Genomic DNA, 16,324 nt, shown 5'->3' with positions numbered 1-16,324 from the left:
AACGGTCAGGCGGCGAGGGAAAGCCGCTCTTTGGCGAGCAGCTCGATGGAGGCCAGCCGCTCGGCGGCCGAAAGCGCCGGCGTGTCGAGCACGAACTCCTTGACCCCGTAGCGGCGGTGAAGTTCGTCCAGCTCCTTGCGGATCTGCTCCGCCGTGCCATGCAGCACGCTCGGCACCTTTTCCTCGATGCGGTAATCGGTGACGCCGGCCTGGCGGGCAAATTCGGCCGCCTGCTCCTCGCTGCCGACATTGACGGTCTGGCCGTTCGGCAGAAATATCTTGACGATGCGCAGCTTGCCGACGCGCTCGCGGGCATAGTCCTCGCTTTCGGCGGCGAAGGCGGCGAGCGCCAGGATCGGTCGCGAGCCGCCGGATGCCCGCTCATAGGCCTCGAAGGTTCTGCGCAAATTGTCAGGATCGCCGTTCAGGTGACCGGCGAAAACGAGTTCCCAACCCTTCTCGGCAGCGAGCTCGGCGCTTTCGACGCTGGCGCCGAGGAGGAAACGTTCGGGAGCAGTCGGCGGGAAAGGCGTTGCCTGCGCCCCCTCGTAATTCGGGTCGGCAGCGAGATATGTGTTGAGATCGGAGAGCTGGCTCGCAAAATCGGGCTTCCTGGCCGGCTCGACGGCAAGCTGCAGGGCGCGCGTCGAGAGCGGAAAGCCGCCCGGCGCCTTGCCGACACCGAGATCGACGCGACCGGGCGCAAGCGATGCCAGAAGATTGAAGGTCTCGGCAACCTTATACGCGCTGTAGTGCTGCAGCATGACGCCGCCGGAGCCGATGCGGATCCTCGATGTCCTGGCAAGGAGATAGGCGATCAGCGCCTCCGGCGCCGAGCTCGCCAGATTGGACATGGCATGATGCTCGGCGACCCAGAAACGGTGATAACCGAGTTCCTCGGCCCGAGCGGCAATCTTGACCGTCGCCCGAAGCGCGTCCGCCGCGGTGAGACCCTGTTCGATCGGGCTTTTGTCGAGAAGACTGAGGAGATAGGTCATGACGCCACGATCCGATCCTTGGTTGCAAAGTTTAGTCTATAAAATCAGTAGACAAACTTCATTATAAGAAATGACATTCTCTTTCGAACGCGATGCGTAAAAAAAAGCGGCCGCACCTAAGATGAAAAATCGCCTGCTGGGACTGTGTCTCACTGGCAGCGTAAGGCTTCCTTCAATCGCCACTTGATGGTCTCTATTCTGGTCGAAACGGAGTAACCGCATGAAGCTGTCAGAACAGGTCAAGCCGATCAGCTATCTCAAGGCGCATGCGCCGGAGGTCGTCCGCAAGCTGAAGGATAATCCGCAGCCGGTCGTCATTACGCTTCACGGAGAGGCGAAAGCCATCCTTCAGGATATCGGCCAATACGAAGAAACACAGGAGACGCTGGCGCTTCTGAAGGTGCTGGCGCTGACCAACCGGCAGGTCGAGGAGGGCAAACTGCGCCCCGCTGCGGAATCCTTCGCGCGCATCCGAAATCGTCTGGCTGACAGCCAACCCTGATGCCATCTCGTGTTCATTTCGCCGAGGACGCCGAACGCGACATCGAGGATCGCTATCGCTTCATCGCCAGCGCGACGGCACCGAGACGCCAGGGCACTTCCTGACGGAAATCGAGAGCGCATGCGCCGGCGGAAATATTCCGAAGGAGTTGGCGGGGATCGGAATTTCCGAATATCGGGAACTACACCATAAGCCGTAGCGCATGATCTGTCGCATTATGGGCACCGATGTCGTCGGCTACTGCGTCGTAGACGGACGGCGCGAGATGCGAAGCTTTCTCGAGCGAAGGCTCATCCGCTGACGTCCGGCATATCGTACTTCAGCGCTTTGGATGTCCAAGCTGCTTTGCTTGAGCTGAATCCAGCCCTCATGAGGCTTCCAGCGCCATTCCCCTTCCACAGGCTGCGTCAGCGGCAATAGGAAGCGTCCGAGATCAGCGACCACCGTGCCCAAGGCGGGTGGTGCGGCCGCCATCCGTTCGCGACCAAGGAACGCCTGCCGATGCCCCTACGTTTTTCTTGAGTTCACGCGCCATCGGCCACCGTCGCTTCGACATAGGGTCGCATGATCGACCAGATCCTCGCCTCTTTCGCATATGTCCAGAGGTCGTCGCTGGTGGTCTTGCGCCGACGGAGCCCCTCGCGCAGCCCCTCCATCGCAACGTCGAGGCCGACTTTCGCCCGATAGCGGAAGCAATCGACGATCGAACGCGCCGGATTTGTGATCGGCACCTCGACGCCCTCGATGCGATGCCGTTCGACGCCCTCGGTGAGAGCGGACCCCTTGAAGCGTACGAACTTGATAGGCGGATAATCGATCTTGGGGCGCCAGGCAGTGCGGTCGATCGCCATCCACACAGCCGAGGGCATCTGCAGCGTCAGTTCGTGGTATTGGAGGGCCGAGGTCAAGCAGACCACGCCCTTTGGAACCAGAACAGCCGCTTCAGCGAGTGCATGGGCCGCCTCAGCCTGAGTGTCCGGGAGTTGATACAGGCCTCGTGCCGGACGGACGACTGCCTCCTCCCGAACGAGACGGGCGAGCGTCTCCGGTCCAATGCCTTCGGCAACGAAATCCTTCAGCCGGACCATCCCCCGCGCTTTCAGGAGGTCGAGCGCTCGAAGTCTCTGGGCGGTAGTGAATGTCATCGCCCGTGACGATTCCTCTATTCATCGAATATATAGCAGAGGTTTTATCACAAAGCCGCTTGCTCGGAAATCCCCCATTTCGACACCCCCTACAGCGAGCTGTGGGGCGAAGGCGGCGAGCATTCACGCAAAGGCTTATTCTGCAAGGTCTGGTGCTGGGGCCAGAGCTTGACGCGGAGGCGTGGAAATCGGCTTCTATTTCGTCACCGTCACCGTCACCGTCGGCGAAGGCCGGAGGCTGGCCCAGATGTGCGCGTGAAACGCAAGCAGATCAATTAGACCGAGCCGATCCGCCGCATCATCGACACGCAGAACGATCCGGCCCAAATCAAAAAGACCACCGGTCGGAGATGGAACTCTACATCCCCAATCCCAAAGCGACCGCTTCAACTCCATCTGCTGGGTGAGCTCGGCACGATGACTACGATCGGCAAGGCGGGCAACCTGGCGGATCCGCTCGACGTCACCATCCTGATCAGGCCCAACGCGCTTCAGCTGATCCGCGAGATCTGAGGGATCGGCCCGACCGAAGCGCGTTTCGATCGCAGTAGCGATGTCCTTTGCCTCGGCAAGCGCCTGACGGCCCTCCGGTGTCGCCGCCAGTCGTTCGACGAACTTGGCCTTGTCGCTATAGGGGAGATCGTCGAGCTGGCGCAGCAGCGCTTCGCTCCGGCGGCTCGGCCCCAGAACCTCGACCACGTCCTGCTTATCCCGCTTCCAGCGCTCCGAGCCGCATTCAGCCGCAAGGCGACGCTGCCAGGTGTTGGCGGATTGGCGAACATGCGAAGCCAGCGCATCGATCCGCAAAAGCGCGTGTTTGCGTTCGGCGTTGTCTCCGAACAGGCCGGTCTTGCCGGCGAGCGCACCGATCGTCTCGGGCGAAGTGCTGAGTTGACTGGCGAGCGCGACCGGATCTGCATTCTCATCCAGGATGCGGCCGCGCAACACGTCCATGGCCGCTGGCGCGTCTTTGAACACTTGCGGCGCAAGCTGCTTTGCCGCGGCCCAATCTCGTTCGAATGCCGGCATTGCCCTTGACCGTCCGATCTCTTCGACGCTCATCGCATATGCCTTCACGGCCGCAACGAGCACGCGGCGTTCATCGTCACGTTCATCGCGACGTTCATCGACATTGGGATCCTGGTGCGAAGAGCCGCCATCGGCGATGCTGCGCACTGCGAGCGGCCGTGGTTCTTGCATTGGCTTGGGAACCGCCGTGTCCAGGATGGGCTGTATCCCTTTGCTGATTTCGTGAGATGCGACCTCACTCTCGCCCTGCCCCTGGCGATCCTCCATGCCGCGCCGATTGGCAAAGTCATGGGTATAGTCAAGCGTCGTCTCCTTCACGCCTGACCGGCTCAGTGTCTCTGTCAGGGATCGCTCCGTCTTGAACGCATCGAGCCCCGCATAAAGCTGCACCTCCTCACGATGACGGGTCATCGCCACATAGGTCAGATGCCGGTCCATCGTCGTCGACGCCAGGACAAAACTCCGGTCGACGGTAGCGCCTTGCGTCTTGTGGATCGTCGTTGCGTAGCCGTGATCAAAGGATTGGTAACGATTGACCGGTACGGTCAACTGGCGTTGCCCATCTTGCGTCTGCGCCTTGCCGTCAAGCCGAACCTGTATTGCGTCCGGTTGGACGGCGATCACCTCGCCCAGCATGCCATTCTTGACGCCGAGATCACGATCGTTCTCCAGGAAGACGATGCGGTCGCCACGCGCAAAGGATCGCTTCCCGTTGTTGGTCTGGTAGCTCAGTTCCTCACCTTTATCGCCAGGCGGGTTGGTGCTTCTTGAGAGCTCACCGCGCTCCTGCAACCGAGAGCGAATGCCGGCATTGATGGCACGGACGTCGTCGCGTCGATGGGCCATCGCAATGCGCGTGTCGTTGGGATTGGCCGATCGGTCAGCGACGTAATCGGCAATGATCGCCTTCAGGGTTTCAGCGCGATCCGTCTTCAGATGAAGGTTTTCCCGTGCAGCATAGGCAGCAAGCCCGTCGGCAGTCCGATGCGAGGCGAAGTCGATCGAGGCCTGCTTTTGCCAATCGGTTCTTTGCCGGCGCACTTCCGACAGTTGCGCGTGACCGACGGCTTCGGCAATCGCCCGAAACGGCGCGCCCGCTCCGATCGCCTGAAGCTGTTCATGATCGCCGACCAGGACGAGCTTGGCGCCGGCCCGTTTGACCTCGTCGACGAAGCGGGCGATCTGACGACTTCCGACCATGCCGCCCTCGTCGATGACGAAGACATCGCGAGCATTGAGCCGACCACGATCAGCTTGCCAGCTGTATTCCCACGACGCCAAGGTGCGGCTCGATATGCCGGACGATTGCTCCAGGCCTTCCGCCGCCTTGCCGGCCAATGCCGCGCCATGAACGCGATAGCCCTGCGCTTCCCAGGCCTGCCGGGCAGCCGCCAGCATCGTGCTCTTGCCGGCACCGGCAAAACCGATCACCACGGCGATCTGAGAGGCGCCGGTGACATGCTCGATCGCCTGGCGCTGTTCCGCCGACAGCCCCTGCCCCGGTGAAGGATTTCCCGCCTGGATCGATCTGTCCTGATCGGCGATCGCAGCATCGACATTGCGCTTCGCCACACCGTGGTTTTGGCGCGCCTTCATCGCAACAGTGGCTGTTGCCATCGCGCCCTCCATCGCCACCATCTCGACCGTCGAATAGCGTGCCTCGCCGTCACGGCCGCGAAGGCTTGAACTGTCGGGTCTGAGCTCGACAAGTGCCTTCGACGCCATCACCGATGCAAAGGCGTTCTGGAAGGTCTGCGCATCGTCATTGATAGTGCGATGCAGAGCCCTGGCAATGTCATAGCGGCTGAAGACGCTCTTCTCGTTGGTGATCAGCTTCAATATCTCTTCGGGTCGCCGGCGAATGATCTCGGCATTGCGATCGGCCGATTGCGGTGAGATGCGCACGCGTGAGACTTCGCCACCCTGGCGATTGATCTCAGTGGCATGCACACCGACATGTTCGCTCGGCTCGATCGTGATCCCGGCTTCCAGATGCGAACGATGATCGATACGGATATCGAGGCCGGCCCTCTCAAGGTGCGTGTTGGCAAGATGCTCCCACGCCTGTCTGAGATCCTTCAGCTGCAGCTGCGATGGCGGCAGGTGATTGGCGAGAAGCCATCTGTTCTCCCGCTCGAGCAGCGTCTTGTCGCCAAGACCGGTTTCCCTCACCTCACGCGTCGTCATCATCAGATGCGCGTGGCTGTTTCTGATATCGCTTGCCTCACCTGGCCGATGGATCGCGAAGTCGACGGCAGCGCCATAGCGGTTGGCCAGATGCAGCGCAAAGGCCCGCGTCAGCGCCAGGCGTTGATCCGGCGTCAATTCGTGTGGGAGCGCGATTTCGAATTCCCGTGCAATACGGGCGTCGCTGCGTTTCTCGGCACGCTCGGCGGCATTCCACAAGGCCGATCGCTTCATCGCCCAATAGGAGGAAGACCCAGTCGGCAAGACGATCTCGGCATGCTCGACACCTTTCCTGTTGCTAAAATCATGGGTCAGCCCATCACGCTCGTTCGTCAGCCGCTCGGCCGCACGATAGGCGGCGGACGCGACAGCGCTGCGGCCAGCGCTGCGGGCGATCGGCTTCATGCTGAGATGATAGATCGCCATCGCTTGTCCCCTTTGTTAGCGGGCTGCCGGCCCGCGCTTTGAGTTGCCCGGCAACTCGTAAGTGCGCCCTTGTGCCTTCGTCGCTTCGCGCCTTCGGGCACTGGTGGGAGCACGCGGCAATCTCCCGATGACCTCGTAAGCCGTTCAGCCGGTCGCTTCCACGCGCAGATTTGCGGGTTTCGAAGTGCTGCTCTTCGAGACAACTTCGATCCAGGCACGCCGGCGGCTCTGATCATCCATTCATTGCCGCGGCCAATGGCTCAATGGGACCAAGGGAGAAATCATCATGGCGCGCAAAACCATCGGCGAGCGGCTCGCCGAGCTGGAGGCCCAGCGAAAGACATTGCAGATCCGTCTCGGCAAGCAGGAGCGCGCCATCGACACGCGCCGCAAGGTGTTGATCGGCGCACTGGTGCTGCATCGGCTGGAGAATGACCGCGATGTGTATTTTGCAGGCGGGATCGCCGAGTGGCTGAGACGGGAACTGCCAAAGTTCCTGACCCGCGATGGCGATCGGGATCTGTTCGACGATCTGCTCGAACCACGGCCGCACGACCCGTCTATCAGCAATATCGGCAACGGGAGCGCGGCATCATGATCCATGCCAACCAGATCAAAATCGCTCTCCGGAACATGATGCGCATGGCGGCCCGTGATCCGCTCTGGGCGATCGTCGCCCTGATCACCTTTCCGCTTCGATATGCCAGGTCGTTCCTGAAGGGTGCGGTCGGCTATGTCATCGTCATCGTTACCGTCTACTTCGGGATCGACTACCTCAGACGCGTGATCCTTGGCAGCAGCAGAGGTGACGTCATCTGGCATATCGGCGACTGGGTATTCATGCTTTTTGCCGTCGTGCTGCTTATCCGGTTTTTGTCCGAGCCGCTGATCACGCATTTTGGCACAGCGAGCGACGCCGACACGCATGGGTCGGCTCGGTTCGCAGGTACACGAGAGATCGCACCGTTGACAAAGGCAGAAGGCGGATTGCTGATCGGCCGTGCGAACAATTCTGGCCGGCTTCTTCGCTACAGCGGGCCTGCTCATCTTCTGACCATGGCGCCGACGCGCAGCGGCAAGGGTGTCGGCACCATCATCCCGAACCTTCTGACCGCCGACCGCTCGATCATCTGCATCGATCCGAAGGGCGAGAATGCGATCATCGCCGGTGATGCACGAGAGAAGTTCGGGCCGGTTCATATCCTCGATCCGTTCGGCATCACCGGCAGACCAACGGCTGCCTTCAATCCGATGGACGGTTTTAATCCAGACGGCATCGATGTCGCCGAAGACGTCTCGACATTGGCCGATGCGCTGGTGTTCGACGAACCCGGACTTTCGGGTGACGCCCATTGGAACGAGGAAGCCAAGGCGCTGATCGCTGGATTGCTGCTGCATGTGCTCGCCAGCCAGCCAGACGACAGGCGCACGCTGACGATGCTGAGGCATTTGTTGACGTTGGCGCCGGCGGCATTCCAGAATCTGCTTCATGAGATGCAGGGGAATGATGCGATCAACGGACTGATTGCCCGTGCCGCCAACCGTCATCTCGGCAAGTCGGATCGGGAAGCAAGCGGCGTGCTTTCGGCAGCCCAGCGACATACGCATTTCCTCGACAGTCCGCGCATGACCGGGGTGTTGTCACGATCGGATTTTCGGTTCGGTGACCTCAAGGCAGACAAGGCGACCGTGTTCCTGGTCTTGCCGCCAGACAGGCTTGCGGCCTACTCGCGTTGGCTGCGTTTGCTGGTGGCCCAGAGCCTGACCGAGATGGCGCGAACCGCACCCTCGCCGCATCCATCCGCGCCGCCTGTTCTCTACCTTCTCGACGAGTTTGCCGCCCTTGGTCATCTGGCGCCGATCGAACGCGCCATGGGATTGATGGCAGGCTACGGTGTGCAACTCTGGCCAATCGTCCAGGACATTCATCAGCTGCGCGCCACCTATGGCCAGCGCGCCGGCACGTTTCTGTCCAACGCCGGCGTGCTGCAAGTGTTCGGGGTCAATGATCACGACAGCGCCCGTCTGGTCTCCGATCTGCTTGGCCAGGAGACCGTGGTGTTCAACACGGCGGCCCGCGCACTCGATTCGGAAAAGAGCGGCCTCTCCTTTGCCGAGCAGCATGTCGGCCGCCCGCTGCTGACGCCCGACGAAGTCCGCAATATGCATGCCGAGACCGAGCTGCTGTTCATCGCCGGCCAGCGACCGATCGTCGCGACAAAGTTGCGCTATTATGCCGATCCGGAATTTGCCGGATTGTTCACTACGTCACAGATCTGACGAGGCGATATCACCAACGTGAATCGATCCAGCTGGATCGATTCACAAATGTCGTTGGACGCAGTGAACCGTTCTTTGCGATTCTGCCGACATGAGTACGCAACCCTATCGTCTCTACATCGAACGCATCGATCCATCGAAGAACATGGCCCGCTTTTATGCGCTGTCGATCGAGCCGAACCTCTTCGGTGAGACCTCGCTGGTGCGCAGCTGGGGACGCATCGGCAGTCGCGGGCAGCAGAAGATCCATGTGTTCGATAGCGAGGCAAAAGCCGTCGATCTTCTGCTCAGCCTTTTGCGCAAGAAGCGCTCGCGAGGTTATCGGGTCCTGCGGTGATCGGCATCCGCGTCTCTCATGCTCAAGTGAAGGAAGAGACGGCTCACGCCGCCTCCTCCTCGTCGAGCTCCGGCTGCAAGGAATGCAGATAGTCGACGGCGCGCTGCGCATGGGCCGCCGCCGAGAAGATGGCGCGCTTGTCGTGGTGGAGAACCTTCAGCCAGCCATCGAGATAGCTGGCGTGGTCGGGGCGTGGTTCGAGTTCGGGGACGATGCCGAGATCGGCGCAGAGAAACGCGCTGCCGAGTTCGGCAATCAGCTCCTCGCGGGCGCGTTCGCTCCGGTCTTTCGCGTAGCGGCTGAGATCGCGATCCAGCCGTCGCGGTGCGGCGGTCCAGTGCGTGATCTCGTGGCTGAGGACGGCGACATAGGAAGCATCGTCCCTGAAGGCATCCAGGCATGGCATCTGGATGTAATCACGCTGAGCGGCATAATAGGCAGCCGACCCACCGTGGCGGATCAGTGCGCCGGTATTGGCAAGGAAGCGGCCGGCATTGCCGATGCGGCTCATCGGATCCTGGAGAGGTGCGACGTCGTCAAAGCGGCCGTTAAGACCGGCGATCTGATCGATGTTGAACACCGTGTAGGCTTTGAGGAATGGAATATCCTGTTCGATCTCGCTGCCCGTCTCGGTCGTCTCGGTGCGGATGAACGAACTGGCAAAGACCACGGTCGTGCCGGTTTCGCCCTTGCGAACGGCGCCACCGAGTTCGATTGCCTGACGAAAGGTCATCCAGCGTGACGAGGGAAAGCCGCGGGCGATGGCTTGCGACCACAGCAGCAAGACGTTGATCCCGGTGTAGGGTTGGCCGTTGTGGCGCAGTGGCCGGCTGACCCGACTTGCCGCATGTCCCGTCGTCCAGGGTTTGGTCCATGGCCGCACGCCCCGTTTGAGATCGGCGATGATCGTGTTGGTGATGCGGCTGTAGATATCGGATCGTTGATTGGACTGCTGCCTGCTCATGTTGGAACCTCCGTTTCGAGGTCGCGGCCATCGCGACCTGCTACGGCGGTCCGAAAGCCGGGCTGCAAGCGCTGCCTGCACCCCGCAGGGCCGCAACGAAGTGGAGGACGGCAAAGCCGTTGCCGGCGGCGCGAGCCTGGCAGGACCAAAAGCCGGGGCAGGACGCGATGGTCGAAGTCTAGGTGGGGGGGTTAGACGCAGGCATACGTGGCTGATCCGCGAGGCGGCATCACATCGCTCACGTCACAGATCAGCTGCGGCGAAGATGGCTTACCTGCCCGGCCGTGCCAGCGAGCGGGCGATATCGACGATGTCGTCGCGCGAGGCGGTTGGGTCGTCCTTGCTCCAGGCAACGCCAAGCCCGATCCTGAAGTCGATACCCCTCACCGCCTTCAGCTCGAAGGCCCGGTTCGGCAGGCCCTCGGTCCATTCCGGCGCAAAGCCGATGCCAAGGCCGGCCGAGACCAGCGACACCAGTGAATAGGTGTCGTCGCAGCTATAGGCGATGTTGCGGGTCAGATCGTATTCCTCGAACTTCTCGTTGAAGTACCGCTCGGTGTAGGAGAGGTTCTTGCGGTTGAAGGCGATGATCTTCTCCCCGCGCAGATCGTCGATGGCGATCTCCGCCTGCCCGGCCAGCCGGTTGGCCCTGGCGACAGCCAAGAGATACCGCTCATGGGCGATCGAGGAGAAGCGCAACGAGCCGATGTTTTCCACCGGTCTGATGAAGCCGAGATTGATCTGGCCGTTTTCCAGGCCGCGGATGATGTCGCCGGTATTGCCGCTTGATATATGGATGCGGATATCCGGGTACTTGCGGGCGATCTTGGCCAGAAACGCCGGCAGCACGCCGGTGGTGGCCGGATAGACGGTGCCGATCCTGATCTGCCGGATCGTCTTGCCGGCCACCGCCCTGGTGATCTCGGCGGACAGATCGACCTCACTCAGGATCCCGACGCAGCGCTCGTGGAAGATCTCCCCTGCCCTCGTCAGTTCCACCCGCCGGGTCGAGCGGATGAACAGCGCGCAGCCGAGTTCGCGCTCCAGCGCCTGCACATGATTGGAAAGTGCCGGCTGGGCGATGCGCACCTTGGCGGCTGCCCGGCCGAAGTGGAGTTCCTCGGCCACCGCGACGAAGTAGGAGAGCTGGCGTAGTTCCATGTGGAGAGCTCCCCGCATTTGATAGCGCGCGCAACGGTATGCCGGGCGCAATTGCTCCCAGCGCGCCTTGCACGTTGATGACACTATGAATACGGTGTATCTATAACATCACCGTCGATACGTCAATACCCTGTATCGAAATAAATACGAGGTCTTCGTGAATCCATCTCAAGCTCGAGCCGCCCGCGCGATGTTGAAGCTTGGCGTTCGGGAAGTTGCCGAATTGGCAAGGGTGACAGCGAACACAGTGAGCCGCGTCGAACAGGATGATGCAGGCCCGCGCGGACCGCAACCCGTTACAATAGACGCCATCAAGCGCGTGTATGAAGAGCGTGGTATTATTTTTTTTGAAGAAGGAAACGCGCCCAACGGGGGCAAAGGCGTCCGGCTCACCAGGTAGATCTGACTGTGCGGTCCTAAAGGGAACGAACTAGGCGTCCAAGCGATCCATCTGAGTTGGGGAGATTTTAGATTCCGATTCCAAAGGTCAAAGGTTCGAATCCCTTCACCCGCTCCAGCTGCCCTTCCGACCACGTCCAGTAAAGTTCATTAAGACGGCGAAACTGCCTGAAAAATATGAGCTTTGGCCGCGCGCACGCGTAACGACGTGCAATGTGGTGCAGTGACAGCCAAGCCTTTTCGCGGTAAAAATTACGGTACAAAGCGAGGCGAGGGGAATTCGATACCGTAATGGCGTTGACAGATATCCAAGTTCGAAATGCTAAAGCAGACTGCAAACCGCGCAAGCTCGCGGACGCCAATGGCTTGTACCTGTACGTATCAGCGGCAGGCGGGAAGTCATGGAGGCTGGACTATAACTTTTTCGGAAAACGTAAAACGCTCACCCTTGGAAATTATCCTTCTTTGACATTGGCTGAGGCAAGAAGCCAACGTGATGAGGCAAAGCGGAAGCTGGCGGAAGGGCTAGATCCTTCGCTGGCAAAAAAGCGACGGCAGCTTGAGGCGAAGGCAGCAGCCGGAAACACCTTCGGCCTGATAGCCGATGAATTCATCGATAAGCTGCGACGTGACAAGCGGGCCGAGCCTACCATCACTAAGAACACGTGGATGTTAAAGGTACTTGCAGCGAAGTTACTGCAGTACCCAATCACTCAGATTACACCAAAGGACGTCTTGGCGGTGCTCACGAGCATCGAGAGGAGTGGAAGGGTTGAAAGCGCTCTGGCCACGCGGTCAACAATTGGCAGAGTTTTTCGTTACGCGATTGCTACCGCACGAGCTGAAACAGATCCCACGTCGGCGCTGCGCGGTGCGCTGCAACGTCACGTGCCAATCAGCCATCCTGCGCTCACCACTCGGGAAGAACTGGGTGGCGTGATGCGGGCGATCTACGGCTATGAAGGTTGGCCGTCCCTCGTCGCGGCGCTTAAAATCCAGGCGCTTTGCTTCGCTCGTCCCGGTGAGACGAGGTCAATGGAATGGCCTGAGGTTGATGTGTGCAACGCAACTTGGACGATACCAGCCACAAAGGCAAAGATGCGTCGGGAACATCATGTGCCGCTGTCGCGTCAAGCGCTAGAAATCATTCAAGAAATGAGGGAAATTTTCGATGACGACCGATATGTCTTTCCATCGATGATGTCCGGCAAAAAGCTTCTTTCTGAAAACTCGATGAATTCAGCTTTGCGACGAATGGGCGTTGGAGGAGATGAGCACACAGCACACGGTTTTCGGTCCTCCGCCAGTAGCATTCTGAATGAGTCGGGTGAGTTCAAGCCGGATACCATCGAGGCACAGCTCGCGCACTTGGACGGGTCCAAGGTTCGAAGGGTTTACAACCGTGCGACTTATTGGGACGAGCGCGTGCGGATGATGCAATGGTGGGCTGACATTCTCGACGAGGAGCGGACGGGGGAGAATGGAAGCGGGCGGGCATGAAGTTTTCGCGGTTGCATTGAAGGCGACTTACAAATTGGGAGTTATGCCGAGAGCTCTCCAAAGCATGGGGGTTACGCGATAAGATGCATCATCGGTAATTTGCACCGGATCAATGACAGCGTCATTTCTGAAGCTTGCATAGAAAGTCTCCTGCTTCGTAAGCTTTAATTCTATCGCCCCGATTTTGTACAATACGCTTATGATGCATGCCGTTAGTTCAAAAAGCTTCCGATGGTTCTCTCTTTTCAGATACTGGCTAGCCTTTTCAAAGCACTCATCTTTGAACTTATCCGTTCCCTCAAGTTCTGCGAGTTCGAGGCAAATCTCCAGTAGTCGGTCGCGAGTTACAAGCTCACGGACTTCATTTTTCCCAGTCTGGCGACTCAGTAGCGAAATGTACGCGTCAATCTTTGGATGAACCGAGCGCCATTCTGTTTTCAGTGCATCAAGCCGCTTTCTAGAATAATCCGCCTCGACGTCAGACACTGTTTTCTGAGAAATACTTGTTGATCCAGATGCTTTGTCGAGAATTTGGTTCACAAAATAAATTAGATCTCTTGGTCTAAGCAAAGTCCGGTCACAGAGGTATTCAAATCCTGAGGATGACCTGATTTTGTCGGGAAACACGTCATAAAACTTTACGTTATCTCTTCCACTATACTGTTTTTTAAACATAAACGATATTCGTTTTTCTAGCAGGGTCCGGAGTGACTCTCTATCCCACTTAAGAGTTGTGATGAGTCCTTCGTATTTTTCAGGCTGAACGCCTTCATACTCAATAGATGCTACGGACTTTTCGTAGACGTCGGATCGGAGGGCTAGGAGGATCTTTACGTTTCGAAGCTTTCGGAAGTTTTTGATCGTCTCGATTAGCGATTGAATCAGTTTATATTGTAGGCCGGGGTCAACCCAATCTAAATCGAGGTCATCCATGAGGATGTAGAAATGTCGTTGCTTATTACTCATTAGTTCATTGAGAGCATCAATAGCTCTGTTCATATCACGCATCTGTAATTCGGACACCGCATGTTTAACCCGACTTTGTATTTCTCGCTTTTCGGAACCAGTTATTGACTGCGACGCCGACAGAGATGACTTAATTTGAGCTACTTTCTCAATTCCGAGTGCACTTTCAAGCCCTGCGGAAACTTTATCTTCAAACCCCGTCGATATCTCTTTTATTATAACGTCCTGCTCAATCCAAAATGTCTTTTGATATCTTTCAAAATACAGGCGAGCGGGATTGTTTCTATCAAAAATATTATCAATTGCAGTTTCAAAGCTATTTCTATCCTTGAAATACTTCTTAATACTGTGGCTAAGAAATACATGCTTCCATAGCAGCTGAAATAGAAGATTTACATCGCAGCCAATATCAATAATAAATTTCAGAATATTTGAATTTGAAATGTAATCGAAAGCAACTTCCTTGGGATCGATACGAATAGTGTCGGCCCGTGTCCGTTCGATTTGCTTCAAAACGGCAGTCTTTCCCGACCCGGTGCGGCCCAAAACGATTGATTTGGACGAATCCATGTCTAGAAGTTGGGCGTAAAAGTCCTGAGCAACGAAACACTCAGTGAGAAAAATGTCATCGTCCTCCGCCGAGATTTCTCCAACATGAACGCCTTGACGATAAACAACTCCATTTATAATCAACTTTGAGGTTCCCTAAACCGCGACAGACAATCTACAAGCTATGATGATTCTCGCTCAGCGGTCTACTATCATAGCCTTCATATCCCCTTCTGGTTGAATGGGCGGTGCCCTCCGCTGAATTCAAGCATCCAGACCATTAGGGCATCTCCGTAAGAGAAATCCGTGCCCCGCCGGCGCGTTATGAGAGAAGACCATTTTGAATGTGTGACCTTGCCCCCAAGTTTTATCCAGTTTTGAGTTCGCTCCAGCGGTTTTTGGTTGCTGTTGTTGGTTCGGTAGCGGCGGGTTGCGGTGCGGAGCCATTTCGGCTGCGCAGCACCGCATCACGTCGCGGGTTGAGTGTCTGAGCGAATTCGGCCGGTGTCAGCCAGCCAAGGCCTGAATGCGGGCGTTGATCGTTGTAATCGCTACGCCAGTTTGAAAGCGCGGACCGGGCGTGAGCAAGCGACGAGAACAGAGTTTCATTCAAGAACTCGTCTCGCAGCCGCCCGTTGAAGCTTTCGATAAAAGCGTTCTGGATAGGCTTGCCAGGCGCAATGTAATGCCAGTCAACTTTGGTCCGGTCCGCCCATTGCAGGATCGCGTTGCTGGTGAACTCGCTGCCGTTGTCGCTGACGATCATCCTCGGCTTGCCGCGCTCCTCGATAATCCGGTCAAGCTCCCGTGCGACGCGAAGACCGGAAAGCGATGTATCGGAGACGAGCGCCAGGCACTCCCTCGTGCAATCATCGACGACGGTCAGAATCCGCAACCTGCGCCCATCGGTGAACTGATCCGACACGAAGTCTAGCGACCAACGATCATTGGCCACCATCGGCACCAGCATCGGCGCTCGCGTGCCTATCGCTCGCTTGCGACCGCCGCGCTTGCGCACCGTCAGTTTCTCCTCCCGATAGAGCCGGAAGAGCCTCTTGTGGTTCACAAGGTGTCCCTCGCGCCGGAGCAGCACATGAATGCGTCGATATCCGAAGCGGCGACGTTCATGCGCCAACGCCTTCATTCGCTCGCGAAGCTCATGATCATCGTCGCGCCTGGTCTCGTAACGGACCGTCATTCGGCAAAAACCAATGGCTTTACACGCCCGCCGTTCGCTCATCTCATGATGGCTCATCAGATGCGCGACAGCTTTCCGCTTGGCCGCGGGCGTCACCACTTCTTTCCCAGAAGGTCTTTCAAGGCAGCATTGTCGAGCATCGCATCCGCCAGAAGCCGCTTCAGCTTCGTGTTCTCGTCCTCAAGCGTCTTCAGCCGCTTGGCCTCGGACACCTCCATGCCGCCGAACTTGGCCTTCCATTTATAGATGCTGGCATCGCTGACGCCATGCTTGCGGCAAAGCTCCGAGACCGGCGTGCCTGCCTCGTGCTCCTTCAATATGCCGATGATCTGTTCGTCTGTGAAACGATTGCGCTTCATCCTCTGGTCCTCTCAAATGGGCCAGAGCTTACTTCAAAATGGATTATTTCAACGGGGCAAGGTCATGTGAGCTCGCGCGTTCCCAACTTCTAGGGATGGACAGGGGTCTTGCGCCGCTGATGCAACCCCACGATGCTTCTCTTGAATTGACGCAGAACATCTACGAGCCGCTGAGAAGGCGGAGGTTGAAGGCGTTTTATCGAGATTGCGTCGCATCTCGATATTGTCGGCAATCGGGTCCGGACGGTGAACATTGTCCTACGCCGCCGTCGAATGATGTTGCACGCAATCCTAAGTGTCACCGCAACGTCACCGCTTGTCCGG

The 16,324-nt window shown here is 58.2% G+C and carries 11 protein-coding genes and 2 pseudogenes; 6 read left to right on the top strand and 7 right to left on the bottom strand.

Going from position 1 to position 16,324, the window contains the following annotated elements:
* Positions 1–5: 5 nt before the first annotated feature.
* Positions 6–998 carry an LLM class flavin-dependent oxidoreductase gene (locus AC245Y_RS35200; RefSeq protein ID WP_017997719.1) on the bottom strand — a complete coding sequence of 331 codons (993 nt, stop codon included), beginning with the start codon at positions 996–998 and terminating at the stop codon, positions 6–8.
* Between the two features lie 220 nt (positions 999–1,218).
* Here AC245Y_RS35200 and AC245Y_RS35195 point away from each other — a divergent pair, with 220 nt between their 5' ends.
* Complete coding sequence (locus AC245Y_RS35195) at positions 1,219–1,500, top strand: type II toxin-antitoxin system Phd/YefM family antitoxin (RefSeq protein WP_017997720.1); 282 nt, start codon at positions 1,219–1,221, stop codon at positions 1,498–1,500.
* A pseudogene (locus AC245Y_RS35190) lies at positions 1,500–1,801 on the top strand (type II toxin-antitoxin system RelE/ParE family toxin). The gene AC245Y_RS35195 and the pseudogene AC245Y_RS35190 overlap by 1 nt, the downstream one beginning before the upstream one ends.
* 223 nt (positions 1,802–2,024) lie before the next feature.
* Here AC245Y_RS35190 and AC245Y_RS35185 read toward each other — a convergent pair.
* Entirely contained in the window at positions 2,025–2,645 is a 621-nt protein-coding gene (locus tag AC245Y_RS35185; protein WP_017997721.1) for a type IV toxin-antitoxin system AbiEi family antitoxin domain-containing protein, read from the bottom strand.
* A gap of 375 nt (positions 2,646–3,020) precedes the next feature.
* Positions 3,021–6,287, bottom strand: a pseudogene (gene traA / locus AC245Y_RS35180) (Ti-type conjugative transfer relaxase TraA); the annotation flags it as partial.
* A gap of 286 nt (positions 6,288–6,573) precedes the next feature.
* On the opposite strand from traA, the gene AC245Y_RS35175 reads away from it, so the two are divergent.
* The 3 genes from AC245Y_RS35175 to AC245Y_RS35165 all read left to right on the top strand — a co-directional run bounded on the left by AC245Y_RS35175 (position 6,574) and on the right by AC245Y_RS35165 (position 8,904).
* Complete coding sequence (locus AC245Y_RS35175; protein ID WP_017997724.1) at positions 6,574–6,885, top strand: hypothetical protein; 312 nt, start codon at positions 6,574–6,576, stop codon at positions 6,883–6,885.
* A complete protein-coding gene (locus AC245Y_RS35170) occupies positions 6,882–8,567 on the top strand; it encodes a type IV secretory system conjugative DNA transfer family protein (protein ID WP_017997725.1) in 1,686 nt (561 codons plus the stop codon). Before AC245Y_RS35175 ends, AC245Y_RS35170 begins: the two co-directional genes overlap by 4 nt.
* 91 nt (positions 8,568–8,658) lie before the next feature.
* Complete coding sequence (locus AC245Y_RS35165) at positions 8,659–8,904, top strand: WGR domain-containing protein (protein WP_017997726.1); 246 nt, start codon at positions 8,659–8,661, stop codon at positions 8,902–8,904.
* Positions 8,905–8,947: 43 nt separating this feature from the next.
* Here the strand turns inward: AC245Y_RS35165 and AC245Y_RS35160 are convergent, their stop codons facing one another.
* Positions 8,948–9,868: an ArdC family protein gene (locus AC245Y_RS35160; RefSeq protein ID WP_017997727.1), complete on the bottom strand. Its 921-nt coding sequence runs from the start codon at positions 9,866–9,868 to the stop codon at positions 8,948–8,950.
* Positions 9,869–10,138: 270 nt separating this feature from the next.
* A complete protein-coding gene (locus AC245Y_RS35155) occupies positions 10,139–11,029 on the bottom strand; it encodes a LysR family transcriptional regulator (RefSeq protein ID WP_017997728.1) in 891 nt (296 codons plus the stop codon).
* 690 nt (positions 11,030–11,719) lie between these two features.
* Here AC245Y_RS35155 and AC245Y_RS35150 point away from each other — a divergent pair.
* Positions 11,720–12,928 (top strand): tyrosine-type recombinase/integrase, encoded by a 1,209-nt coding sequence (locus tag AC245Y_RS35150; RefSeq protein ID WP_017997729.1) that lies wholly within the window; start codon positions 11,720–11,722, stop codon positions 12,926–12,928.
* A gap of 27 nt (positions 12,929–12,955) precedes the next feature.
* On the opposite strand, the gene AC245Y_RS35145 is transcribed toward AC245Y_RS35150, so the two are convergent.
* Together AC245Y_RS35145 and AC245Y_RS35140 are read right to left on the bottom strand one after the other, a co-directional pair.
* The gene (locus tag AC245Y_RS35145) at positions 12,956–14,587 is read right to left on the bottom strand and encodes a P-loop ATPase, Sll1717 family (RefSeq protein ID WP_017997730.1); all 1,632 of its coding nucleotides are present in this window, start codon (positions 14,585–14,587) and stop codon (positions 12,956–12,958) included.
* A gap of 223 nt (positions 14,588–14,810) precedes the next feature.
* Positions 14,811–16,000 (bottom strand): IS3-like element ISRle4 family transposase gene (locus tag AC245Y_RS35140; RefSeq protein WP_085989693.1). Its coding sequence is split into 2 segments (ribosomal slippage): positions 14,811–15,751 and positions 15,751–16,000, totalling 1,191 coding nucleotides; the frame shifts between segments, so codons are not numbered across the junction.
* Positions 16,001–16,324 lie beyond the last annotated feature (324 nt).

The organism is Rhizobium sp. SRDI943 (genome assembly GCF_057653695.1).
This window is presented reverse-complemented; position numbering and strand designations above follow the sequence as displayed.